Here is a 23,989-nt window from a genome sequence, read left to right on the forward strand (position 1 = left end):
TAGGAGATGGCGCGCATCTCAGCGGTGGCGCATCCTGTCTTGCGATGGCTTCAGCCCCAGCAGCGCTTCAGACCTTCTTCCGTACTGATGGACTCGACGCCCTCGACCGGTTGGTCGGTGACCAGGTTGACTCCGGTATTGGTGAAGTCCAGGCCCGGGCTGTTCTGAGGTTTCTCGCCGGTTTCCACGTAGGTCTTGACCGCCTCGATACCTTTCGACGCCATCAGTAGCGGGTACTGCTGCGACGTGGCGCCGATGATGCCTTCCTGAACGTTCTTCACCCCCGGGCAGCCGCCATCGATGGAGACGATAGTCGCCTGATCCTGCAATCCCACCGACTTGAGTGCCTGATAGGCGCCGGCCGCTGCGGGTTCGTTGATGGTGTAGACCAGGTTGATGTTCGGCTCCTTCTGCAACAGGTTTTCCATCGCCGTGCGTCCGCGATCTTCGGCACCGTAGCTCAGGTCGTGGCCGACGATGCGCGGATCGTCCTCGTCACCCCAACGGTTGGGGTCCTTGATATCGATGCCGAAGCCCTGCATGAACCCCTGATCGCGCTGTACGCCCACGGAGGGTTGACTGACCGCCAGATCCAGGAATGCGATATGCGCTTGCTCATCGCCCATGTGCTGCTTGGCCCACTCGCCGATCAGCTTGCCGGCCTCGAAGTTGTCGGTGGCGAAGGTCGCATCGGCGGCGCTGGCCGGCTGCAGCTTGGTATCGAGGGCGACGATCATCAGGCCGGCCTGACGCGCTCTCTGGATGGCGGGTAGGATCGCCTTGGTGTCCGACGGGGTGATCAAGATGCCGTCGACGCCATCGGCGATGCAGGTTTCGATGGCGTCGACTTGTTCCTGGTTGTCACCGTCGTACTTGCCGGCATAGGTTTTCAGCGCCACCCCCAGTTCATTCGCCTTCTGTTCGGCCCCCTTCTTCATGGTCACGAAATAGGGGTTGGTATCGGTCTTGGTGATCAGACACGCGCTGACATCCTTGGCAAAGGCGGGCGAAGCGAGGAGTGCGGCACCCATCGCGCCACAGTACGCCAGAGATTGGATCCAGATTTTTTTCATTGAGAACACCTGCGTCGCGATCGAGTTGGGTTGCACCATCCCGGAATTGCCGCTCTGGCATGCCACGCGGCTTGATACGCTACGGGATGTTATCGATTTGGCTGGCAGTGTGACTTTTTGTAAATAGCGCAAAAGTCTAGTACTTGCAGGTATGAAAGATGTCGCACGTCACGCTGCTCGCGCTCGTCGTGGTCCGGGGCGTGTCGTGTGGAGGTCTTGTGTGGGGGGGTAGTAAGGGGGATACGGCAGGCTTGCTGGCTGACGGGGCAGGGGAGGGAGTGGCACAGCCCATGGCCGGCCGCGGGAGGTGGCGCGACCGCGCCAACGCCGTGAGACTCGTGACGTCGGCGCGGTCGGGGCGGAAGGTGGGGGCTACGGCAAGGGTCGCCTCAGCGCTCGGAGCGCACCTCGTACTCGCCCTCCAGCACACGCTGGCTGCGGGGCTCGCCGCCGGGCTCGGTGTGGTCGGCGCTGCCGCCGGCGTACTGGGCGCGGGAAGCGCGCACCTGCTCGGCGCGTTTTTTCATGCGGTGGCGCAGGAAAGGCAGCATGGCCCAGCCGACGATCAGGAAGAATAGCCCCAGCAGGGTGCCGACGAACAGCATGATCCCGAAGAGCAGCCAGGTGAAGAGCATCCTCAGGCCGCTCGCGCCCTGGCCGGGGCGTGTCTTGTCGACCCGCTCGCGCCACTGCTGCGCGGCGCGCCAGGCGGCTTTTTGCTGCTGTTGGCGATGATCTGTCATCGGGTCTCTCCGGTGGCGTTCAGTGCGTCGCGGCGCAGGTCGAGATCGAGGTCGTGACGATTGGCGTCGTAGCCTTCGATCTCGACGTGCCCATTACTATCGACCTCGAGTTCGTCGAAGCGTTGCATCCCGCGGGCCTGGGCCAGGCTCAGCGCCTGACGCAGCTGGTCGCCGGTGAGGCTCCAGTCGGGCACGTTGGAACGGCGCTGACTCTCGCGGGTCAGGCTGGCATCGTCGAGCTGCATCGAGATATCCAGCTCCCAGCCATCGTTGCGCCAGCCCTCGACTTCCAGCACATTGTCTTCGCGGTCGATGTCGAGTTTTTCGTAGCGGCTGAAACCGTACTGTTCGGCCTTGCCGAGCAGCCCATCGAGTTCAGCGTAGGAAAGGGTGCCATCGTTGGCCATGGCGCCGGTACTCAGGCCGCAACCCATGGCGACAGCGGGCAACATCCAGAGACGATATTTCATGGCAGTTCTCCCTGTCTATCTGGCAGCGGGCGCCGCGCAGCGAACGCCCTGTACTCTCGTTATACGCCGGGCGACCTTGCCCGGGACTGACAGTGCCGTTCATCTGCGGTTCATCGCCTCAGGTCCACGCCGGCGCGGCTGGCGTTCATTCTTGGTTCATCGCCGATGGGGCAGACTGCGGGCATGAAAATGCGCAACGTTATCGCTCTCCTGATCATCCTGCCGTGCCTGGCCAGCGGCGCGCTGGTGCCCGTGTCGGCGGCGGATGACGATGCCGATACGGCGAACCAGGACTGGCACGATCTCCACAAGGAGGTCAAGGCCGGCCATCTGGTGCCGATGACCACGATCATGGACTGGCTCGAGGCGCGTTTCGAGGGGCAGATCCTCGAAGTCGAGCTGGAGCAGGACCATGGCCACGGCAGCATCGAGTACGAGGTGGAGATGATCGGCCCCCAGGGCCAGGTGGTGGAGTTCGAGTTCGATGCCACGACCGGCGAGCTACTCAGCATCGAAGGCGTTAATATCGAGGCCATGAAGAAGACGCCGTGAGCCAGTGAAGGGAGTCGTGGGATGGGAGTCGATGTATGAAGGTACTGCTGGTCGAGGATGACGCGGCGCTCGCCGACGCGCTGGTGTCGGCGCTGGAGGAGGCCGGTCTGTTGATGGAGTCGACCACCACCGGCAGCGAGGCCGACTATCTGGTGCGTACCGAACGCTACGATGCGCTGATTCTCGATCTCGGTTTGCCGGACGGTGATGGCACCCGCTGGCTGTCGCAGTGGCGCGAGGATGAGATCGACCTCCCGGTGCTGGTACTGACCGCCCGCGAGCGCTGGTCGGACAAGGCCGCGGGCTTCTCCGCCGGCGCCGACGACTACGTGGTCAAACCGTTCGAGACCGCCGAGATCCTGTTCCGCCTGCGCGCCCTGGTGCGGCGCAGCCACGGCCACTCGCATCCGGTGCTAAGGGTCGGTGAGCTGACCCTGGATACCCATACCGGCAGCGTCACCCTGGCCGGGCGGCCGATCACCCTGACCGCCCAGGAGTCGCGCCTGCTCTCCTACCTGATGCACGCCTCGCCGCGCATCGTCAGCCGCGCCGAACTCTCCGAACACGTCTACAACCGCGACCACGAGCCTGACTCCAACGTCATCGACGTGCAGATCAGCCGTCTGCGGCGCAAGTTCGGCCGCGCGCGGATCGAGACGCTGCGCGGTCAGGGCTACCGGCTGGTCGACCTCGAGGCCGAGGCTTGAGCGCCAGCCGGCTCTCGCGTCTGATTCGGAGCAAGCACCGGCTGCGCTGCGCGCCCCTCGGCACCCGCTTGCTGCTGGCGTCACTGGTGCTGGTGGTGGTGCTGCTGCCGCTGGCCGGTTTCGGCCTCACCTACAACTTCCGCGAGTCGGCCACGGCATCCTTCGACAGCCGCCTGGAGTCCCAGCTCAATGCACTGCTGGCGGGCATTCAGGTCTATGGGATGGGCCAGCATCTGCGGCTCAATCGCTCGCTGGGGGATGCGCGCTTCGAGCGGGTCTACTCCGGCTGGTACTGGCAGGTGACCGACGAGGGGGATCTGACCCTCACCTCGCGCTCGCTGTGGGATCAGCGCCTGCCCACTCCCAAGCCGGAGAATGGCGTCAACGTGTTCGCCATCACCGGCCCGCGCGACGAGCCTCTGCGCATGATCGAGCGTGATATCCGCGTGCCCGGCCACCCCAAGGTGATCCGTGTCGCCCTGGCCGGCTCCACCCGCGAACTCGACCGGGAAGTGGGGCGCTTCGAGCGCCTGTTGATCATCTCGCTGGCCACCTTTGCCGTGCTGCTGCTGGCCGGATTGGCGCTGCAGATGCGCTGGGGCCTGGCGCCACTGCGGCGCATGTCGGCCAACCTGCGCGCGGTGGAGGAGGGCGAGGCCGAGCGGCTGGACACCCAGCTACCCGTCGAGCTCGAAGAGCTGGCGCTGGCGATGAACAGCGTGCTCGAGCGCGACCGCCGCCTGATCGAGCGTGGCCGCGCCGCCGCGGGCAATCTGGCGCATGCGTTGAAGACCCCGGTGAGCGTGCTCAAGACCCTGGCCGAGCGCTTCCCCGCCGAGCAGCGCCAGCCGATCAACACCGAGCTTTCGCGGATCGACGACGCCGTGCGTCACCATCTGGCGCGCGCCTCCGCCGCCGGCGGGCTGGCCTTCGCCGGGCGGGTCACCATCGCTGAAGCGGTGGCGCCGGTGGTGCAGGGGCTGTCGCGCCTCGCCGAGCGCCGCGGCGTCAGCTTCGAGGCGCAGATCGATCCCACCGCGACGGCGCGCATCGACCCCCAGGACCTGCAGGAGCTGGTCGGCAATCTGCTCGAGAACGCGCTGCGCTGGGCCGAGGCGCGGGTCAGCCTGGTGGTGCGCCAGGTCGAGCACGGCGTGCGCCTGCGGGTCGAGGACGACGGCCCCGGGATGACCCGGGCGCAGAGCGAATCGGCATTGGCGCGTGGGGTGCGACTCGACACCAGTGCCGCCGGCTCGGGGCTGGGTCTGGCGATCGTCGAGGATCTGATGGCGCTCTACGGCGGCGAGCTGACCCTGGATCGCGCCCCCCTGGGCGGCCTCGCCGCCGATGTCTGGCTGCCGGCATCGCCGGTCTCGGCGCAGCTGGAGAAGTCCGACTGAGCGGGCGCCACGGGTATCGCATTTGCCACCGGTAAGGCGAGGTTGAGATGATCCCTTGCGACGCACCCGGCTCGGGCACAGGTAAGACATAGAATGGACAAACACGAACTGAAGCGTGAACAGGCGGCCCGTGCGGCGTGGCTCTCCTACGTCGGCGGGCGCACCCAGGACGAGATCGCCACCCAGCTGGGGGTGTCGCGTCCCGGCGTGCAGCGGCTGCTGGCGCTGGCCCGGGAGGAGGGGTTGGTCAAGATCCGCATCGACCATCCGATCTCCGGCTGCATGGCGATGGGCGATGCCATTCGCGCGCGCTTCGATCTGGCCTTCTGCGATGTGGTGCCCAGCGGCCCCGATGCGATCGGCGGCAACGCCGCTTTCCTCGCCCCCTCCGGGGCGGAGCGCCTGGCCGGGCTGCTCGAACGCCAGGAGCCGCTGACGCTGTGCCTCGGCACCGGGCGCTCGGTGCGCGCCGCGGTGGAAGCGCTGGGGGTGATGGCACGCCCGCAGCACCGCATCGTTTCTCTGGTGGGCAACGTCGCGCGTGATGGCTCCTCCAACCGCTACGATGGGGTGATGATGCTGGCCGACAAGGTCGGCGCCAGTCGCTTTCTGCTGCCGGCCCCGGTGGTCGCTGCCTCGGTCGAGGAGAAGTCGGTGCTGCTGGCGCAGCCGCTGGTGCAGGCGGTGTTTTCGGTGGCCCGTCAGGCTCAGGCCGGGGTGATCGGGATCGGTCGTATCGACCCGCAGGCGACGCTGTTCCAGGACCACTTCATCAGCCGGGGCGAACTCGAGGAACTACTCGAGGCGGGGGCCGTGGGCGAGCTGCTGGGCTGGCCGATGAACCTGGCCGGCGAGCTGATCGACTGCCCGCTGACCCGGCGCATCACCAGTCTGCCGCTGGCCGAGCTCGGCGCCCAGCCGCTGATCGGCCTGGCTGGTGGCCGCGACAAGGGCCCGGCGATCCTGAGCGCTCTGCGTGGCGGCTGGCTCAAGGGGCTGGTGACCGATGAGGCGGCGGCGCGTTATCTGCTCGAGGCCTGACCTCGGTACCGTCAACGTCCACTACCGCTATCCTCAAGCCTGTGCTCGACGAGGCTATAGACCATGGTCGATAGCCCCGATCTGGCGCGTGCGCTTGATTTAGATCCATTGAAATCAATGAGTTGTGAGCGTTCCTTGGCGTCTTTGGCCAAAGTCTAAGGGCCAGGGGTTTGCTTTTCGCGGCAGGCGAAATGATCATTTGACTACGCTGTGAGTAGATTGATCAAAACAACGCCAGTCCTCGCTGAAGGAGCCCCCATGCGCCCGATCTCCCTGATACCCGCCGCCGGTGTCGCGCTGCTGACCTCGCTGGCCGCCCACGCCGAGACCATCACGGTGGCGACGGTCAACAACAACGACATGATCATCATGCAGGGGCTGACCGACGAGTTCGAGAAGGCCCACCCCGATATCAAGCTCGACTGGGTGGTGCTGGAAGAGAACGTGCTGCGTCAGCGCCTGACCACCGATATCGCCACCAACGGCGGCCAGTTCGACGTCATGACCATCGGCACCTACGAGGTGCCGATCTGGGCCCGGCAGGGCTGGCTGACCGCGCTCGACGATCTGCCCAAGGATTACGACGAGGGCGACCTGCTCAAGCCGATCCGCGATGGCCTGAGCCAGAAGGGCAAGCTCTATGCGCTGCCGTTCTACGGCGAAAGCTCGATGATGTACTACCGCAAGGATCTGTTCGACAAGGCCGGCATCCAGATGACCGAGCAGCCGACCTGGAAAGAGGTGCGCGGCTGGGCCGACAAGCTCAACGACCCGGACAACGGCGTCTACGGCATCTGCCTGCGCGGCAAGCCGGGCTGGGGTGAGAACATGGCGTTCCTCTCCACCCTGGTGAACACCTACGGCGGGCGCTGGTTCGACGAGAAGTGGCACCCGGAGATCGACTCGCCGGCGTGGAAGGAAGCGGTCTCCTTCTATGTCGACATGATGAAGAAAGATGGCCCCCCGGGTGCCACCTCCAATGGTTTCAACGAGAACCAGGCGCTGTTCTCCAGCGGCAAGTGCGGCATCTGGGTCGACGCCACCTCGGCGGCGGGGCGCATCTTCGACCCCAGCGAGTCCAAGGTCGCCGACGAGCTCGGCTTCGCTCCGGCGCCGATCGCCAAGACACCCAAGGGCTCGCACTGGCTGTGGTCCTGGGCCCTGGCCATCCCTGAGTCGTCGCAGTCCAAGGACGCCGCCAAGACCTTCATCACCTGGGCGACCTCCAAGGGTTATGTCGACCTGGTCGGCGAGAAGAAGGGCTGGACCAGCGTCCCCCCGGGCACCCGCAAGTCGACCTATGACAATCCCAAGTATCAGCAGGCCGCACCCTTCGCCGACTTCGTGCTCAAGGCGATCGAGAGTGCCGATCCCACCGACCCGAGCATCAAGCCGGTGCCCTACACCGGGGTGCAGTACGCCGATATCCCCGAGTTCCAGGCCATCGGCACCCAGGTCGGCCAGATGATCGCCGCCGCCCTGGCCGGGCAGCAGACGGTCGACCAGGCGCTGAGCGCCGCCCAGCGCTCCGCCGATCGCACCATGCGTCAGGCCGGCTACTACAAGGATTGATCGTGAAGGGGGCGGCTCCGAACGGTGAGAATCCGCTCGGAGTGACGCCCCCGGGCCCACCGCGACAGCTCTCTCGGCATCGTGGTGACCCCGACACCAGGGCGCGGCCGGTTCTCGCTCGGCTGCGCTTCCCTCCCACGCTTACCGATGGGCCTAGCCATGCGTCATAGAGCTTCCGGTCGCACCGTAGGCGGAATGCGTTCGTTCCTGCTGCAGGCGCCCGCTGTCTCCCTGCTGCTGTTGTGGATGCTGGTACCGCTGTGCATGACGCTGTGGTTCTCGTTCCAGCGTTACAATCTGCTCAACCCGTTCATCTCCGGCTTCGCCGGGGTCGACAACTACACCTACCTGCTCACCGATCCGGCGTTGTGGACGGCGATGGGCAATACCCTGCTGCTGGTCGGCTGGGTGCTGGCGATCACCGTGGTCGGCGGCACGCTGCTGGCGGTGCTGTTCCAGCAGGAGTTCTTCGGTCGTGGCATCGCCCGTCTGCTGGTGATCGCGCCGTTCTTCGTCATGCCCACGGTCAGTGCGCTGATCTGGAAGAACATGATGATGCACCCGGTCAACGGGGTGCTGGCGTGGCTGTTCAATCTGTTCGGCTTCCAGGCGGTGGACTGGTTCTCGTCGCTGCCGCTGACCTCGATCATCCTCATCGTGTCGTGGGAGTGGCTGCCGTTCGCGCTGCTGATCCTGCTCACCGCGATCCAGTCCCTCGACGACGATCAGGTCGAGGCGGCGCGCATGGATGGTGCCGGGCCCATCGCGATCTTCTGGTTCATCACCCTGCCGCACCTGAAGCGGGCGATCAGCGTGGTGATCATGATCGAGATGATCTTCCTGCTCACGATCTTCGCTGAGATTTTCGTCACCACCTCCGGCGGTCCGGGGCTGGCGTCGACCAATCTGGCGTACCTGATCTACATCCGCGCGCTGCTCGACTTCGATGTCGGCGGGGCGTCCGCCGGCGGCGTGATCGCCATCGTTCTGGCCAACATCGTGGCGATCTTCCTGATCCGCACCGTGGCCCGGCATCTCGAGACCTGAGGCGAGGTAGCGCATGCACTCTTCCATCACCAAGAAACTGGCGATCACGCTGCTGGCCTGGGCCATTGCGCTGGTCGTGTTCTTCCCGATCTTCTGGATGATTCTCACCGGCTTCAAGACCGAGGGCGAAGCGGTGGCGACACCGCCAAGCCTGTTCTTCGAGCCCACCCTGAGCGGCTACCACGAGGTCATGGCGCGGGCCGACTACGTCAAGTTCGCCATCAACAGCGTGGTGGTGTCGCTCGGCTCGACCCTGCTGGCGCTGCTGATTGCGGTGCCGGCGGCCTACTCGATGGCGTTCCTGCCCACGCCGCGCACCCGCGGCACGCTGCTGTGGATGCTCTCGACCAAGATGCTGCCGCCGGTGGGCGTGCTGATGCCGGTCTATCTGCTGTTCCGCGATATGGGGCTGCTCGACAGCCTGAGCGGGTTGATCGTGATCTACATGCTGATGAACCTGCCGATCGTGGTGTGGATGCTCTACACCTTCTTCAAGGATGTGCCCAAGGACATCCTCGAGGCGGGGCGCATGGATGGTGCCGGCACCCTGCAGGAGGTGCTCTACCTGCTGGTGCCGCTGACCCTGCCGGGGATCGCCTCCACCGGCCTGCTGTCGGTGATCCTGAGCTGGAACGAGGCGTTCTGGAGTCTCAACCTGACCACCTCCAGCGCGGCCCCGCTGACCGCCTTCATCGCTTCGTTCTCGAGCCCCGAAGGGCTGTTCTGGGCCAAGCTCTCCGCCGCCTCGACGATGGCCATCGCGCCGATTCTGATCCTGGGCTGGATGACCCAGAAACAGATGGTTCGCGGTCTGACCTTCGGCGCCGTCAAATAAGGAATTCACCATGGCAACGCTCGAACTCAACAATATCGTCAAGGACTTCGCCGGCACGCAGGTCATCAAGGGCGTCGACCTGGAGGTCAAGGATCGCGAGTTCGTGGTCTTCGTCGGCCCCTCCGGTTGTGGCAAGTCGACCCTGTTGCGGATGATCGCCGGGCTGGAGAGCGTCTCCAGCGGCGACATCCTGATCGATGGCCAGCGCATGAACGAGGTCGGCCCGGCCGAGCGCGGGCTGTCGATGGTGTTCCAGAGCTATGCGCTCTACCCGCACATGACCGTCGAGGACAACATGGGCTTCAGCCTGCGCCTGGCCAAGGTGCCCAAGGCCGAGCGGCGCGAGAAGGTGCTCGAGGCGGCGCGCATCCTGCAGCTCGAGAACCTGCTCGAGCGCAAGCCCAAGGCGCTCTCCGGCGGCCAGCGCCAGCGCGTGGCGATCGGCCGCGCGATCGTGCGCAACCCCAGCATCTTCCTGTTCGACGAGCCGCTGTCGAACCTCGACGCCGCCCTGCGGGTGCAGATGCGCATCGAGCTGGCGCGCCTGCACGAAGAGCTCGACGCCACCATGATCTATGTCACCCACGATCAGATCGAGGCCATGACCATGGCCGACAAGATCGTGGTGCTGCAGGGCGGCATCGTCGAGCAGGTGGGGTCGCCGATGGAGCTCTACCACCATCCGCGCAACCGCTTCGTCGCCGGCTTCATCGGTTCGCCGAAGATGAACTTCATCGATGTCGAGGTGCGCGAGGCCCGTGGCGAGGGCGTCTCGGTGCGCCTGCCCGGCGGCGGCGAGTACTCGGTGCCGGTGGACGGCAGCGGTTGCCAGGCCGGCGATACCCTGAGCCTGGGCATCCGGCCGGAGCATCTGACCCTCGACGACAACGGCCCGCTGGAGGGCGACATCACGGTGATCGAACGCCTCGGCGGGGTCACCTCGCTCTACGTGCAGTGCCACGGTGAGGAGTGGATCCTGGTCACCGACGGTGAGGTCTCCCACCGCGTGCGCGATAACGTGCGCTTCGGCTTCGCCCCCGCCCGCGCGCACTTGTTCGCGGAAGATGGCCTGGCTTTGACCCACCTCGAACGCCATCCCCTGGTCGATGTCGAGCGGCGTCAGAACCGCGCCTCGACCGCTGCCGATGCGTCCTGAGGAGCGTGGCATGGAGTTACTGATTTTCGATTGCGATGGCGTGCTGGTCGACAGCGAGACCATCGCCGAAGGCGTGCTGCACGACCAGCTCGCGGCGTGGTTGCCGGACCTGGCCGCCGAGCGGGAGCTGGGCGGTGCGCTGGGCATGACCACGGCGGCGATCCTTGCCCATCTCGAAGGGCTCAGTGTGCACCAGCTACCGCCGGATGCGCTGCTCAGCATCGATGCGGCCATCGAACGCAGGCTGGCCGTCGAACTCAAGGCCATCGCCGGCATCAGCGAGGCGATCGACGCCCTCGATCTGCCGCTGGCGATCGTCTCCAACAGCCGCCGCGCGCGGGTGCTCGCCTCGCTCTCCCACACCGGACTCAATACGCGGCTGGGGACGGCGCCGCTGTTCACCGCCGAGCAGGTGGCGCGGCCCAAGCCGGCGCCGGATGTCTATCTGCTGGCGGCGGAAACGCTGGAGACCGCGCCGGCCGACTGCCTGGTGGTGGAGGACAGCGTCTCCGGCACCCGCGCCGCCTGTGCCGCCGGGATGACGGTGATCGGCTTCACCGGCGCCAGCCATATCGCCGCCGGGCACGCCGGGCGGCTGCGCGAGGCCGGGGCCTGGGTGACGCTCGATCATATGGCCGGGCTCGGCGAGCTGGTTGCCCGCTGGCGGCGCTGGCGCGCCGCCTGAGCAGGACATCCACGACCGCTTCATCGAAGTCCGTCTATCAAGGATTTGGGTATCAAGGACCTGGCTATCAAAGACTTAGCTATGAAAGATCTGGCTATCAACGACTGCGTGATCAACACAGGAACATGGCGATGAAACTCGACAGGCGTACGGCAGTAGTGACCGGCGGGGCCCGCGGTATCGGACTGGCGATCGTCAGCCGCTATCTGGAGGAGGGCGCGCGGGTGGCGATCGCCGATATCGATCTCGCCGCCGCCGAGCAGGCCGCAGAGGCACTGGCCGCGCGTCACGGCGATGCGGTGATGGCGGTACGGCTGGATATCTGCAGCAGCGAATCGCGCACGGCGATGATCGAGGCGGTCCAGGCCCGTCTGGGGCCGATCGACATCCTGGTCAACAACGCCGCGGTGTTCGACATGGCGCCGGTGCTCGAGGTCAGCGAAGCGAGCTACGACAAGCAGTTCGCGGTCAACGTCAAGGGCACCTTCTTCACCCTGCAGGCGGTGGCGGCGCACATGGTCGCCCGCGGCGAGGGCGGCAAGATCATCAATATGGCGTCCCAGGCCGGGCGCCGCGGCGAGGCCCTGGTGAGCATGTACTGCGCCACCAAGGCCGCAGTGATCAGCCTGACCCAGTCCTGCGGGCTCGACCTGATCCAGCACGGCATCAACGTCAATGGCATCGCCCCCGGGGTGGTCGACACGCCGATGTGGGACGAGGTCGATGCGCTGTTCGCGCGCTACGAGGGGCGCCCGCCGGGAGAGAAGAAGCGCCTGGTCGGCGAGGCGGTGCCCTACGGTCGCATGGGGCGCCCGGAGGATCACGTGGGGGCGGCGCTGTTCCTGGCCAGCGCCGATAGCGACTACGTGGTGGCGCAGACCCTCAATGTCGACGGCGGCAACTGGATGAGCTGATATGTCTGACGCCCAACCCACCTTTGACATCGTCACCGCCGGGGAGCTGCTCGCCGAGTTCGTCGCCGAGCGTCGCGGCCAGCGCTTCACCGAGGCGGGGCGCTTTCTCGGCCCCTTTCCCAGCGGGGCACCGGCGATCTTCGCCTCCCAGGCGGCGCGCATGGGTGCGCGTGTCGCCTACGTCGGCTGCGTCGGTGAGGATGGCTTCGGCGAGCTGATCCGTGAGCGCCTGACCGCCGACGGCATCGATATCGGTGCGGTCGCCTGCGACCCCGAGCGGCCCACCGGCACCGCCTTCGTACGCTACCGCGACGACGGCGAGCGCGACTTCGTGTTCAACCTGGCGCACAGCGCCGCGGCGCGGCTGGCGCTCGACGAGGCCGGGCTCGCCCGGCTCGCCGATACCCGCTATCTGCACGTGATGGGCTCCTCGCTCACCTCGCCGGCGGCAATCGCGCTGATCGATGCCCTGGTTGCGCGGGTCCAGGCCCGCGGCGGGCAGGTCAGCTTCGACCCCAATATCCGCCCGGAGCTGATGCGTGATCCGGCCAGCCGCGATGCGGTTCTGCGTCGGGTCGATGACTGCGACATCTTCCTGCCCAGCGAGGCCGACATTGCCTGGCTGGGGGAGGGCGAGGCGGAAGCCGACACCGTGGCCCGGCTGCTGGCGACCAAGCGCCTGTCGCTGCTGGTGCTCAAGCGCGCCGAGCGCGGCAGCGAAGCCTTCGGTGCCGGCGAGCACCAGCGCGTGGGCGCCTTCAAAGTGACCGAGCGCGACCCCACCGGCGCCGGAGACTGCTTCGGCGGCGCGCTGATCGCCGCGCTCGCCGGGGGTGAGACGCTCGCCCGCGCCTTGACCCTGGCCAGCGCCGCCGGTGCCCACGCGGTGACCCGGATCGGCCCCATGGAGGGAGCCAGTGACCGCATCACCCTCGACGCCCTGATCGCATCCCCTGGAGATTTCACATGAGTGGCCATCTGCTCGACGACATCGTCGCCGCCAACCGCGCCGGGCGGCCCAGCGGCATCTACTCGGTCTGCTCGGCGCATCCGCTGGTGCTCGAGGCGGCCTTCGACCGCGCACTCGCCGATGGCTCGCCGCTGCTGATCGAGGCGACCTGCAACCAGGTCAATCAGGAGGGCGGCTATACCGGCCAGACCCCCGACGACTTTCGCCTGCGGGTGGTGGAGATCGCCAACCGGTGCGGGTTCGACCCGGCACGCCTGATCCTGGGGGGCGACCACCTGGGCCCGTCGCCGTGGCAGCATCTGCCCGCCGCCGAGGCGATGGCGCGCGCCGAGACCCTGGTTGCTGCTTACGCGGCGGCGGGCTTCACCAAGCTGCACCTGGACGCCAGCATGGGCTGCGCCGACGACCCGGCCGCGCTCGATGACGCCGAGATCGCGGCGCGCGCGGCCAGGCTGTGTCACGCCGCCGAGGCCGCCGCCGGTGAACGCCGCGGCGAGCTGCGCTATGTGATCGGGACCGAGGTGCCCACCCCCGGCGGTGCCCATGAGCGGCTCGAGGGCGTGGCGGTCACCACCGTTGACGATCTCGAGCGTACCCTCACGGTCCACGCCAAGCGCTTCGCCGACGAGGGGCTCGACGACGCCTGGCGCCGGGTGCGCGGCGTGGTGGTGCAGCCCGGGGTGGAGTTCGGCCACGCCGAGGTGGTCGATTTCGATGCGGCAGGCGCCCAGGCGCTGAGTCAGGCGATCCTCGACTGGCCGGATCTGGTGTTCGAGGCACACTCCACCGACTACCAGACCCCGGAGGCCTACCGCGCCCTGGTCGCGGGGCACTTTGCCATTCTCAAGGTCGGCCCCGCGCTGACCTTCGCCCTGCGCGAGGCGCTGTTCGCGCTGGCCGCGATCGCCGCCGAGACCCCGGGTGTCGAGGCGCCGGATCTGGACGCCGCGGTCGAACGGGCCATGCTCGAAGACCCGCGCTACTGGCGTGCCTACTACCCCGGTGACCCTGCCGAGCAGCGTTTCGCCCGGCGCTATAGCCTGAGCGATCGCATCCGCTACTACTGGGGCGTGCCCGCGGTCGCAGCCACGCTCGAGGCGCTGTTCACGACGCTGGAGGCGCGCCCGCTGCCGCTGCCGCTGATCAGCCAGTATCTGCCCGATGCGCATCGGGCGGTCCGCGCCGGCCAGCTCGCCCCCGAGCCGCGCGCGCTGGTGCGCTGGCATATCGAGGGCGTGCTCGACGCCTACGCCCGGGCTTGCCAGGACACGGCCGCCGATGCCCCCGAGCGCGTTTCACTGTGAGGATGACGCCATGACCCAGGTGCAGTTCGACTTCAGCGCCAGCGTGGTGATGATCACCGGCGCGGCCAACGGTATCGGGCGCGAGCTGGCCCAGCGCTTCGCCGCCGCCGGCGCCAGTCTGGTGCTCGTCGACAAGAGCGCCGAGGTCGAGGCCGTGGCCTCGGGGCTGGCAGGGGAGCCCCTGGCCGCGGTGCTCGACATTACCGACGAGGCCGGCGTCGAGGCGCTGGTCGAACGCGCCGTGGCGCACTTCGGGCGTCTCGACGTGCTGGTCAACAACGCGGGTATCGGCCCGCTGGCGGCGGCAGAAGCGATGGAGACCGCGCTGTGGGACGCGACCCAGGCGGTCAACCTGCGCGGGGTCTTCTTCGGCTGCCGCGCGGTGGGGCGGCAGATGCTGGCGGCGGGCTACGGGCGCATCGTCAACCTCGCCTCCCAGGCCGCCAGCGTCGGGCTCGAGGGGCATCTCGCCTACTGCACCAGCAAGTCCGGCGTGCTGGGGCTGACCCGCACCCTGGCGCTGGAGTGGGGGCCGCGCGGCATCACCGTCAATGCGGTGTCGCCGACCGTGGTCGACACCGAGCTGGGGCGCTACGGCTGGGCCGGTGAGAAGGGCGAGCGGATGAAGGCGCTGATCCCGACCCGGCGCTTCGCCACGCCGGCCGAGATTGCCCATGGGGTGATGTTCCTGGCCTCCAGAGAGGCGGCGATGATCAACGGTGCCGATCTGCGCATCGACGGCGGCTACACCGCGTGCTGATACCTCGCGCCCTGATGCGGCGCCTGCGGATTCAGCCCCTGCAGCGTCATCGCCTGTCGGTACTTTGCCTGTCGGTACTTTGCCTGCTGAGGCATCGCCTAATGAGAGGAGAGACGCATGTCGAGCGCACCTGATGCCACTTGTCCGGGGCTGCCCATGTCGCCATCGCTCGAGGTGATGGCCGAGCGCGTGCTGGCGGCTTCCCGCGCCGAAAGGCGCACCCTGGTCGCCATGGCCGGGCCTCCGGCGGCGGGCAAGTCGACCCTCGCGGAGGCGCTGTGTGCGCGTATCGATGCGCTGCGCCCGGGCTATGTCGCGCTGGTGCCGATGGATGGCTACCACTTCGACAACGCGGTCCTGATTCCCCAGGGCAAGCTGGCGCTCAAGGGCGCGCCGGAGACGTTCGATGTCGCCGGGCTGAGCCACGATCTCGCCAGGCTGCGCCGTGATGATGCCGCGGTGGCGGTACCGCTGTTCGATCGCCCGCTCGATCTCGCCCGGGCCGGTGCGCGGCTGATCCAGCCCAGCCATCGGCTGGTGCTGGTCGAAGGCAACTATCTGCTGCTCGACCGCGCGCCCTGGCGTGCGCTGCGCCCGTTCTTCGACCTCACGCTGTTCATCGATGTGCCCGATGCGGTGCTCGTCGAGCGGCTGTTGCAGCGCTGGTATGACCTCGGCCAGGACGCGGCGGGGGCGGCCACACGCACCCACGACAAGGACATGCTCAACGCCCAGCTGATCAAGACCCAATCGGTGGCGCCGGACTGGCACTGGCGCTTTCTAGCCGGAACGTCGGACGTTCCCGCGACCTCGGGTTCGTCCGCTATCACAGGTTCGTCCGCTATCACGGATTCATCCGGACATCTGGATTCACCCGGCACCTCGGAGTGATCCCGTGCCGCCGATTCACCCTGACCCCGCGCCGCGCGGGTCACGCGCACGCTCAAGCCCCTGCGCCGCCGGGCGCGCGGCAACACGGATACCGGCCATGGCCGGCTCAAGGAGGCCCCGATGACCGCACTCAACCAAGCCAATCTGACGCAGCTCGATGCCGCCGTCGCGACCCCGAGCTATTCGCGTGATCGAATCACGCCGGGGATCGTCCACTTCGGCGTTGGCGGCTTTCACCGCGCCCACCAGGCGATGTATCTGGACACCCTGATGAATCGCGGCGACGCCCTCGACTGGGGCATCGTCGGGGTCGGCGTGATGCCGGGCGACAAGCGCATGCAGGAGGCGCTGGCGGCCCAGGATCACCTCTATACGCTGGTGGTCAAACATCCCGACGGCGAGTACCAGCCGCGGGTGATCGGCTCGATCATCGACTATCTCTATGCCCCGGACGATATCGACGCGGTACTCGAGACCCTGGCCGATCCGCGCATCCGCATCGTGTCGCTGACGGTCACCGAGGGCGGCTACAACTTCCACCATGTCACCGGTGAGTTCGATCTCGACAACGCCGATGTGCAGCATGACCTGTCATCACCGCAGGCGCCGCGGACCACCTTCGGCATCGTCATCGAGGCGCTGGCGCGGCGCCGGGCACGCGACATCCCGCCGTTCACGCTGATGTCCTGCGACAACATCCAGGGCAACGGCGAGGTCGCGCACAAGATGTTCGTCGCCTATGCCCGCGCCCGCGACCCCGAGCTCGGCGCCTGGGTCGAGGCCGAGGTGCGCTTTCCCAATTCGATGGTCGACCGCATCACACCGGTCACCACCGCCGCCGACATCGACGAGATCGCCGAGCGCTTCGGCCTCGAGGATCGCTGGCCGGTGGTGTGCGAGCCCTTCACCCAGTGGGTGCTGGAGGATCACTTCAGCCTTGGCCGGCCGGCCTTCGAGACGGTCGAGGTGCAGGTGGTCGAGGACGTCATTCCCTATGAATTGATGAAGCTGCGCCTGCTCAACGCCAGCCATCAGGCGCTGACCTACTTCGGCTATCTGGCAGGCTACCGCTACGCCCACGAGGTGTGTCAGGATCGAACCTTCGTCGATTTTCTGCTCGCCTACATGGACCACGAGGCAACGCCGACGCTCTCACCGGTGCCGGGGGTCGACCTCGACGCCTACAAGCACACCCTGATCGCGCGTTTCGCCAATCCGGAGATCAAGGACACCCTGGCGCGGCTCTGTGCGGAGAGTTCGGATCGCATCCCCAAGTGGCTGGTACCGGTGATCCGTGAGCGGCTGGCCCAGGATGGCGACGTCCGTCTCAGCGCCGCGGTGGTCGCCAGCTGGGCGCGCTATGCCGAAGGGGTCGACGAGCAGGGCGAGCCGATCGAGGTGGTCGACCGGCTCAAGGCGTCGCTGATGGCGATCGCCCAGCGCAACCGCGACGAGCCCACGGCGTTCATCGAAAACCGCCAGCTGTTCGGCGACCTGGCCGACGACGAGCGCTTTCGCGCGGCTTACCTCGACGCATTGGAGCGGTTGCATCGCGACGGCGCCCGCGCCTGCGTCGAGCATCTGATCGGCGCCTGATGTCGGCACTCCGGCATTCTGGGCGTGACACGCGATATCCGAGACCAGAGACAAGGAAACCAGCATGTACATCGGCGTGGATTGCGGCACTCAGAGCACCAAGGTGGTGCTGGTCGACGGTGCGGACGGGCGGATCATCGGTGAAGCATCGCGGCCTCACGCGCTGGATCAGGGCGACAACGGGCGCCGTGAGCAGCGAGTCGAGAGCTGGACCGAGGCCTTTCGTGGTGCCCTCGACGAAGCCCTGGCGCAGGCCGGGGTCGATGGCCGTGCGGTACGTGCGATCGGCATCTCCGGCCAGCAGCACGGTATGGTGGCGCTGGATGCCGAGGGCGTGGCGGTGCATCCGGCCAAGCTGTGGAACGATACCGAGACCGCGGCCTGGAACGCGGATCTGATCGAACGGCTCGGCGGCGAGGCGGGCTGTCTCGACAAGCTGGGTCTGGTGCTGCAGACCGGCTATACCGCCTCCAAGATCGCCTGGCTGCGGGAGACCCATCCCGAGGCCTATGCGCGCATCGCCACGCTGCTCTTGCCGCATGACTATCTCAACTTCTGGCTCACCGGCGAGCGCGTGGCCGAGGCCGGAGATGCCTCCGGCACCGGCTACTTCGACACCCGCACCCGCCAGTGGCGCCACGACGTGTTCGCCGCCATCGCCCCGGAGCTCGACCCTGCGCAGGTGCTGCCGCGGCTGATCGACTCCCGCGAGGCGGCCGGCACGGTGCGCCCCGAGCTCGCCCGCGAACTGGGCCTGGGCGACGACGTGCTGGTCGCCAGCGGCGGCGGCGACAACATGATGGGCGCGATCGGCACCGGCAACATCGTGCCCGGCCGGGTGACCATCAGTCTCGGCACCTCGGGCACCATCGCCGTCCATTCGCCGGAGCCGGTGGTGCCCGACAACGCCATGGTGGCCAACTTCTGCGCCAGCCACGCCGGCTGGCTGCCGCTGATCTGCACCATGAACGTGACCTCCGCCACCACCACTATGCGGGAGCTGGTGGGGCTCGACATCGCCGGCTTCAATCGTGCGGTGGAGAGTGCGGAGCCGGGTGCCGGCGGTGTCACCCTGCTGCCGTTCTTCAGCGGCGAACGGGTGCCGGCGCTGCCCCAGGCCCACGCCAGCCTGCACGGCCTCACCAGCCTCAACACGCACCCCGCCAACCTGTGCCGCGCGGCGGTGGAGAGCGCCACCTTCGGCCTGCGCTACGGGCTTGAACTGCTGGGGCCGCTGGCCGATCAAGCGACTCAGGTGCGTCTGGTCGGCGGCGGCGCCAAGAGCGCGGTATGGCGCCAGATCGTCGCTGACGTGCTGGATGTCGAGGTGGTGTGTCCGGTGGTGACCGAGGCCGCCGCCTTCGGCGGTGCGATCCAGGCGCGCTGGTGCGATCGGCGCCAGGGTGAGGTCGATCTCGCGGTGCTGTGCCAGGACTGGGTGGCGCTGGACGAGAGCACGCTGACGCGGCCACGCCCCGAGGTGGTGGCGCGCTATCACACGATCTATCGCCACTATCGCGAGACTCTGGCGGCGCAGTACGCGGTCGCAGACTGATAGGGTGTTTACAAAATGTCTGCGCTCGGCAATACGGCGTTGAAATCGACCTCGTACGCGAGCCCGGTCAAAATACTCATTTACCCCTTGTAAACTGGAGCGCCAGCCCGGTCCTTTTTTCGGCCGATTTCGCCTTAGCTACGCGCCCCGGTCTGGCCTTCGCTCGCCGAATTTGTAAACACCCTCTGAGCCTGCCGGATCGAGGCGTGATCGCCCGGCGAGCCCGGCGGATCAGTGTTATCCTTTAGGGATTGGGATTGCGAAGGGGTGCAATCCACACATCAAGACGATGGAGCGATTCATGACACAGCAGCTCGACTCTCTCAAACAGCTTTCCATGGTCGTGGCCGACACCGGCGATCTCGACGCCATTCGGCGCTATCAGCCGCATGACGCCACGACCAATCCGTCTTTGATTCTCAAGGCCTTCGATCTCGACGGCTACCAGGACCTGATCGACGAAACCCTGGCTGCGGTGAAGTCCGAGGTCTCCGACCCCGATGCGCGCATCGAAGAGGCGGTCGACCGGCTGTCGGTGGCGATGGGCACCGAGATCACCAAGATCGTACCGGGGCGCGTCTCCACCGAAGTCGCGGCCAAGCTCTCCTTCGATGAGGCGGCCAGCATCGAGAAGGCGCACCACCTGATCTCGCTCTACGAGAAGCAGGGGGTCTCCAAGGATCGCGTGCTGATCAAGCTCGCCTCTACCTGGGAAGGCATCCGCGCCGCCGAGAAGCTCGAGAAGGAGGGCATCAACTGCAACCTGACGCTGCTCTTCTCGGATGCCCAGGCGCGCGCCTGCTTCGAGGCCGGGGTGTTCTTGATCTCGCCCTTCGTGGGGCGCGTCACCGACTGGTACAAGAAGGCCACCGGCACCGAGTCCTATGCGCCGGACGAAGATCCGGGGGTCAAGTTCGTGCGCGGGGTGTGCGACTACGCCAGCCGCTACGGCTACCAGACCGTGGTGATGGGCGCCAGCTTCCGCAACACCGACCAGATCCTGGCACTGGCAGGCTGCAACCGCCTGACCATTTCGCCGGCACTGCTGGAAGAGCTCTCCTCCACCGAGGGCGAGGTGACGCGCAAGATCAGCGACCAGAGCGACAGCGCCGAGCATCCGGGCCGGATCGGCGAAGCCCAGTTCCGCTGGGAGCACAACGAAGACGCCATGGCGACCGAGAAGCTCGCCGAAGGCATTCGTAACTTCGCCGCCGACCAGAAGAAGCTCGAAGGGCTGCTGGCCAAGCGCCTCGGCTGATACGCTCTCCCGCCTTCGATACCCAAGACACCCGGCCCTGCGCCGGGTGTTTTGCTATCCAGGTCGATACCGGGTCTCGTTCACGTTCATGCGCCCAGCAGGCGCTGAAAGCGCTCGGCATAGCGCGGCCAGGCCTCGGGGTTGAGCAGGCGCGGCGACACCTGGCCATCCAGGGTCGCGAGCAGCTGATCCGCCGCCCAGGTGGCGATGTTGCGCCGTGCCTCATGGGTGACGCCGGCGGTGTGGTAGGTCGCCATGACGTTGGACATCTGCAATAGCGGGTGCTCCTGCGGCGGTGGCTCGACATCCCACACGTCGATGCCGGCGCCGGCCAGGTGCCCGCTCTGCAGGGCTGCCGTCAACGCCGCTTCCGAATGGATGCCGCCGCGGGCGGTGGTGATGAACAGCGCCCCCGGCTTCATCGCGGCGAAGGCCTGTGCGTCGAAGAGATCGAGCGTGTCGGCCTGGCGCGGGCAGTGCAGCGAGACGATGTCCGCCTCGCCCAGCAGCACCGGCAGTGTCACCGGGCGCGCGCCGCGTTGGCCAATCGTCTCGGCGTCGAGCAGCGGATCGTGGGCGATCACGTGCATGCCGAAGGCGCGTGCCAGCTCGGCGACGCGACGCCCGATATGACCGATTCCCACCAGCCCCAGGGTCTTGCCGTGGAGCTCACGACCCATCAGATCCTCGCGCGAGAAGTCGCCCCCGCGCCGCAGGCGATGATCGCTCTCGGCGAGACGCTTGTTGAGCCCGAGCATCAGCCCGAGCGTGTGCTCGGCGACCGAGCGTGCGTTGGCCCCCGCCTGGTTCATGACCAGTACGCCGGCCCGGGTGCAGGCCTCGACTTCCACGGTGTCGTAGCCGGAGCCGGAGGTCGAGACACAGAGCAGATCGGGCATGTGGGCCAGCAGCCGTTCGTCGGCGAACCAGCGGGCGGGGGTTTCATCCTTGGCCGAGGAGATCTGGTAGGCGTGGGCCTGCTGCAGGGTCGCGGCGTGATCTTCCGGGGCGCTGGTCACCGGGAGCGTGGTCAGGTGGATATCCGGGCGGTCGTCGTAGCGCTGCTGCATCGAGACGTCGTACCACACGTCGAGCCGGAAGACCGACTTGTGGCCTGGGTGTCCATGTGTCGCGTGCGTGAGCGGCGTGAGGGCAGGGTGCTGGGTCAAGGCTCGTTCCTCTGTGGCTGGCGATAAGGCGTGTGATGGGTGGGGTGATCGCATGTGGCCGGATCGATGGGCTGTGCCAGGCCTCGTTCGCCCAGTGCAGTCAGCGCGACCAGGTGATCCTTGTGCAGCTGATCCAGCCGGGTGATGCCCAGCAGAGCCATGTCGCGCCGGATCTCGGCCGCCATGAGATCGATGGCGTGGGTCACGCCCGGAGCCCCCCCCACGGCGGCGGCGTAGGCGAAAGGACGGCCGATGAACACGAAGCGTGCCCCCAGCGCCAGGGCCTTGAGCACATCGGTGCCGCGCCGGAAGCCGCTGTCGATCATGACCGGCAGGTCACCGACCGCGGCGATGATGCCCGGCAGCGCGCGCAGCGGTGAGAGGGCGCCATCCAGTTGACGCCCGCCGTGGTTGGAGACGATCAGGGCATCCACCCCGAGCGCCTTGGCCCGGGCAGCATCCGCCGGATGCAGCACGCTCTTGAGCACCAAGCGGCCCGGCCAGTGCTGACGGATGAACGCCAGATCGTCCCAGTTCAGGTGGCCACGGTCGGAGATGTCGCGATTGACGCGGGGTGAGAAGATCGGCGCGCCGCGCGAGGCGTAGTTGTTCTCGAAGTGGGGCATGCCGTGCCGCGCCAGCGTGCGCAGGAAGGTGCCGAACAGCCATCCGGGATGCGAGAGCCCGTCCCAGGCGAGCCCGAGCGAGGGCTTCAGCGGTGAGGAGAAGCCGGCCCGACGGCGGTTGTCCGGATTGGTGGCCACCGGCGTATCCAGGGTGATCACCAGCGTGGTGAACCCCGCCGCCTGGACCCGTGATACCAGCGCCTGGATGCCCTCCCGGCCGGCGGGGAGATAGGCCTGGAACCAGGTCGACTCACCGCTGCCGCCGAGCGTTTCCATGCGGATCAGCGACGAGCCGCTCATGATCATGGGGATACCCGCGGCCCGCGCCGCCTCGGCCAGCACCACATCGGCCCGGTAGGCCCATAGCGCCCCCAGCCCCATCGGTGCGATACCGAAGGGCGATGCCATCGGCATGCCCAGTAGTGTCGTCGTCTGATCGACCCGGGAAACGTCCACCAGCACCCGGGGCACGAAGCCGTAGTCGTCGAAGGCGTCACGGTTGGCCTGGAACGAGTGCCCGTCTTCCGCCGCGCCGGCGATATAGGCAAAGATCGCGCGCGGCAGGTAGCGCCGGGCGGCCGCCTCGAAGTCGTGCAGGTTGTACAGCGGCGCCAGCCGTCTCTTGACCCAAGCGTGACGGGCGCGCGCTGAGATCGACATCGAGCTCTCCTGGGCGTCGGTGGTCACGACCGGCCTCACTGCAAGCCGAGACGTGCGAGGGTGTCGCGCAGGTCGAGTAGATCGAGGGTACTGGCGCCCCGTTCCAGCTCGCGGCGAAATGCCTGCTCCTTGTCTTCGCGGGCCTGGGCGGCGGTGATGACCTCATCGAGCGCCTCGGCGGCCACCACCACCACGCCGTCGCGATCGCCGACCACGACGTCACCGGGGCGAATCGAAACGCCGCCGCAGACGATGGTGTCTTTGACCTTGCCCGACTGCTGCTTGTGCGTGCCCTTGATCGAGAGACCGCGGCAGAACACCGGAAACCGGGACTCGATGATGGTATCGGCGTCGCGCACCATGCCGTCGATGATCAGGCCACGGATGCCCGCCAGGCTGGCGGCGAGGGTCAGGATGTCTCCCCAGGGGCCGCCTTCGGTGAAGCCCTTGGCGTCGACCACCAGCACGTCGCCGGGTTGTGCCTTGGAGATGGCGTAGTGGATCAACAGGTTGTCGCCGGGGGAGCAGTCGACGGTCAGCGCTCTGCCGGCCAGTCTCAGGGTGGGATCGAGCGGCTTGATGCCGTGGTCCATGGCACCGCGCTGGCCCTGGGCTTCGTGGAGCGTCGCGCTACCCAGCGTTTGCAGCGTCTCTAACGTGGCTTGCGAAGGCATATCGTTGTCTCTCTGTGCGAGTGAAAGGCGTCTGTTGCACCGCGTCGTCATGGGCGTGGTGCCGACGGCGTGACTCTCCCTTTGTTAGTACAATAAAAAAACAATAATGTTTTTCTGTCCATCCGATAAAGCGCTTTTTCGAATGAGACAAAAGTATTAAATCTAGTTTATTTCATAAAAAATAAAGAGTTAAAGTCATTTTTGAGTGCTGTTGCCAGCGCGGTCGAATCGGCGCTTGAGCCGGGGAGTCCGCTATGGTTCGATGATTTTGTTTTTATGAAAGAACAATAAGAGGCGGGCAATTTTTCCCGCTCTGCGCCAGCACCGCTCG

At 66.9% G+C, this 23,989-nt stretch carries 23 protein-coding genes; 17 read left to right on the top strand and 6 right to left on the bottom strand.

What is annotated here, in order from left to right:
- Positions 1-50: 50 nt before the first annotated feature.
- From DOM66_RS13885 to DOM66_RS13895, 3 genes are all read right to left on the bottom strand, one after another.
- Positions 51-1,139, bottom strand: coding sequence for a sugar ABC transporter substrate-binding protein (locus tag DOM66_RS13885; RefSeq protein WP_245392446.1), 1,089 nt, complete (start codon positions 1,137-1,139; stop codon positions 51-53).
- Positions 1,140-1,462: 323 nt separating this feature from the next.
- Positions 1,463-1,816 carry a hypothetical protein gene (locus tag DOM66_RS13890; protein WP_110690594.1) on the bottom strand — a complete coding sequence of 118 codons (354 nt, stop codon included), beginning with the start codon at positions 1,814-1,816 and terminating at the stop codon, positions 1,463-1,465.
- The gene (locus DOM66_RS13895; RefSeq protein WP_110690595.1) at positions 1,813-2,286 is read right to left on the bottom strand and encodes a hypothetical protein; all 474 of its coding nucleotides are present in this window, start codon (positions 2,284-2,286) and stop codon (positions 1,813-1,815) included. The genes DOM66_RS13890 and DOM66_RS13895 overlap by 4 nt, the downstream gene beginning before the upstream one ends.
- Before the next feature lie 183 nt (positions 2,287-2,469).
- Between DOM66_RS13895 and DOM66_RS13900 the strand changes: the two genes are divergently transcribed.
- From DOM66_RS13900 to tal, 17 genes are all read left to right on the top strand, one after another.
- Complete coding sequence (locus DOM66_RS13900) at positions 2,470-2,838, top strand: PepSY domain-containing protein (RefSeq protein WP_110674908.1); 369 nt, start codon at positions 2,470-2,472, stop codon at positions 2,836-2,838.
- 35 nt (positions 2,839-2,873) lie between these two features.
- Positions 2,874-3,545 carry a winged helix-turn-helix domain-containing protein gene (locus tag DOM66_RS13905; RefSeq protein ID WP_110674907.1) on the top strand — a complete coding sequence of 224 codons (672 nt, stop codon included), beginning with the start codon at positions 2,874-2,876 and terminating at the stop codon, positions 3,543-3,545.
- Complete coding sequence (locus DOM66_RS13910; RefSeq protein WP_245392447.1) at positions 3,542-4,945, top strand: sensor histidine kinase; 1,404 nt, start codon at positions 3,542-3,544, stop codon at positions 4,943-4,945. Before DOM66_RS13905 ends, DOM66_RS13910 begins: the two co-directional genes overlap by 4 nt.
- A 93-nt stretch (positions 4,946-5,038) precedes the next feature.
- On the top strand, positions 5,039-5,986 hold the full coding sequence (locus tag DOM66_RS13915; RefSeq protein ID WP_110690596.1) for a sugar-binding transcriptional regulator: 948 nt from the start codon (positions 5,039-5,041) through the stop codon (positions 5,984-5,986).
- Positions 5,987-6,244: 258 nt separating this feature from the next.
- Entirely contained in the window at positions 6,245-7,558 is a 1,314-nt protein-coding gene (locus DOM66_RS13920; protein ID WP_110674905.1) for an ABC transporter substrate-binding protein, read from the top strand.
- A gap of 195 nt (positions 7,559-7,753) precedes the next feature.
- Positions 7,754-8,605: a carbohydrate ABC transporter permease gene (locus DOM66_RS13925; protein WP_188115188.1), complete on the top strand. Its 852-nt coding sequence runs from the start codon at positions 7,754-7,756 to the stop codon at positions 8,603-8,605.
- A 13-nt stretch (positions 8,606-8,618) separates the two neighbouring features.
- A complete protein-coding gene (locus DOM66_RS13930) occupies positions 8,619-9,440 on the top strand; it encodes a carbohydrate ABC transporter permease (protein WP_110674903.1) in 822 nt (273 codons plus the stop codon).
- 10 nt (positions 9,441-9,450) lie between these two features.
- On the top strand, positions 9,451-10,596 hold the full coding sequence (locus DOM66_RS13935; RefSeq protein ID WP_110690598.1) for an ABC transporter ATP-binding protein: 1,146 nt from the start codon (positions 9,451-9,453) through the stop codon (positions 10,594-10,596).
- Between the two features lie 10 nt (positions 10,597-10,606).
- The gene (locus DOM66_RS13940) at positions 10,607-11,281 is read left to right on the top strand and encodes an HAD family hydrolase (RefSeq protein WP_110690599.1); all 675 of its coding nucleotides are present in this window, start codon (positions 10,607-10,609) and stop codon (positions 11,279-11,281) included.
- A gap of 131 nt (positions 11,282-11,412) precedes the next feature.
- The gene (locus DOM66_RS13945; RefSeq protein ID WP_110674900.1) at positions 11,413-12,195 is read left to right on the top strand and encodes an L-iditol 2-dehydrogenase; all 783 of its coding nucleotides are present in this window, start codon (positions 11,413-11,415) and stop codon (positions 12,193-12,195) included.
- 1 nt (position 12,196) lies between these two features.
- Positions 12,197-13,165, top strand: a complete 969-nt coding sequence (locus DOM66_RS13950) for a sugar kinase (RefSeq protein WP_110674899.1) — start codon at positions 12,197-12,199, stop codon at positions 13,163-13,165.
- A complete protein-coding gene (locus DOM66_RS13955; RefSeq protein WP_110690600.1) occupies positions 13,162-14,469 on the top strand; it encodes a D-tagatose-bisphosphate aldolase, class II, non-catalytic subunit in 1,308 nt (435 codons plus the stop codon). Before DOM66_RS13950 ends, DOM66_RS13955 begins: the two co-directional genes overlap by 4 nt.
- A 10-nt stretch (positions 14,470-14,479) precedes the next feature.
- Entirely contained in the window at positions 14,480-15,229 is a 750-nt protein-coding gene (locus tag DOM66_RS13960; RefSeq protein WP_106419656.1) for a GolD/DthD family dehydrogenase, read from the top strand.
- Between the two features lie 117 nt (positions 15,230-15,346).
- Complete coding sequence (locus DOM66_RS13965) at positions 15,347-16,120, top strand: nucleoside triphosphate hydrolase (RefSeq protein WP_342588202.1); 774 nt, start codon at positions 15,347-15,349, stop codon at positions 16,118-16,120.
- A 120-nt stretch (positions 16,121-16,240) separates the two neighbouring features.
- Entirely contained in the window at positions 16,241-17,716 is a 1,476-nt protein-coding gene (locus DOM66_RS13970) for a mannitol dehydrogenase family protein (RefSeq protein ID WP_110690601.1), read from the top strand.
- 64 nt (positions 17,717-17,780) lie between these two features.
- Positions 17,781-19,271 carry a xylulokinase gene (gene xylB / locus DOM66_RS13975; RefSeq protein WP_110674895.1) on the top strand — a complete coding sequence of 497 codons (1,491 nt, stop codon included), beginning with the start codon at positions 17,781-17,783 and terminating at the stop codon, positions 19,269-19,271.
- A gap of 301 nt (positions 19,272-19,572) precedes the next feature.
- On the top strand, positions 19,573-20,529 hold the full coding sequence (gene tal, locus DOM66_RS13980; protein WP_110674894.1) for a transaldolase: 957 nt from the start codon (positions 19,573-19,575) through the stop codon (positions 20,527-20,529).
- An 86-nt stretch (positions 20,530-20,615) separates the two neighbouring features.
- Here tal and DOM66_RS13985 read toward each other — a convergent pair whose 3' ends face one another.
- The 3 genes from DOM66_RS13985 to DOM66_RS13995 are packed head-to-tail and all read right to left on the bottom strand — an operon-like array spanning position 20,616 to position 23,709.
- Positions 20,616-21,698 (bottom strand): hydroxyacid dehydrogenase, encoded by a 1,083-nt coding sequence (locus tag DOM66_RS13985; protein ID WP_245392448.1) that lies wholly within the window; start codon positions 21,696-21,698, stop codon positions 20,616-20,618.
- Entirely contained in the window at positions 21,695-22,984 is a 1,290-nt protein-coding gene (locus DOM66_RS13990) for an alpha-hydroxy acid oxidase (protein ID WP_110690603.1), read from the bottom strand. Before DOM66_RS13990 ends, DOM66_RS13985 begins: the two co-directional genes overlap by 4 nt.
- Before the next feature lie 35 nt (positions 22,985-23,019).
- On the bottom strand, positions 23,020-23,709 hold the full coding sequence (locus DOM66_RS13995; RefSeq protein ID WP_110690604.1) for a 4-carboxy-4-hydroxy-2-oxoadipate aldolase/oxaloacetate decarboxylase: 690 nt from the start codon (positions 23,707-23,709) through the stop codon (positions 23,020-23,022).
- Between the last annotated feature and the right edge of the window lie 280 nt (positions 23,710-23,989).

Source organism: Salinicola endophyticus, from assembly GCF_003206575.1.
Lineage (GTDB): Bacteria > Pseudomonadota > Gammaproteobacteria > Pseudomonadales > Halomonadaceae > Salinicola > Salinicola endophyticus.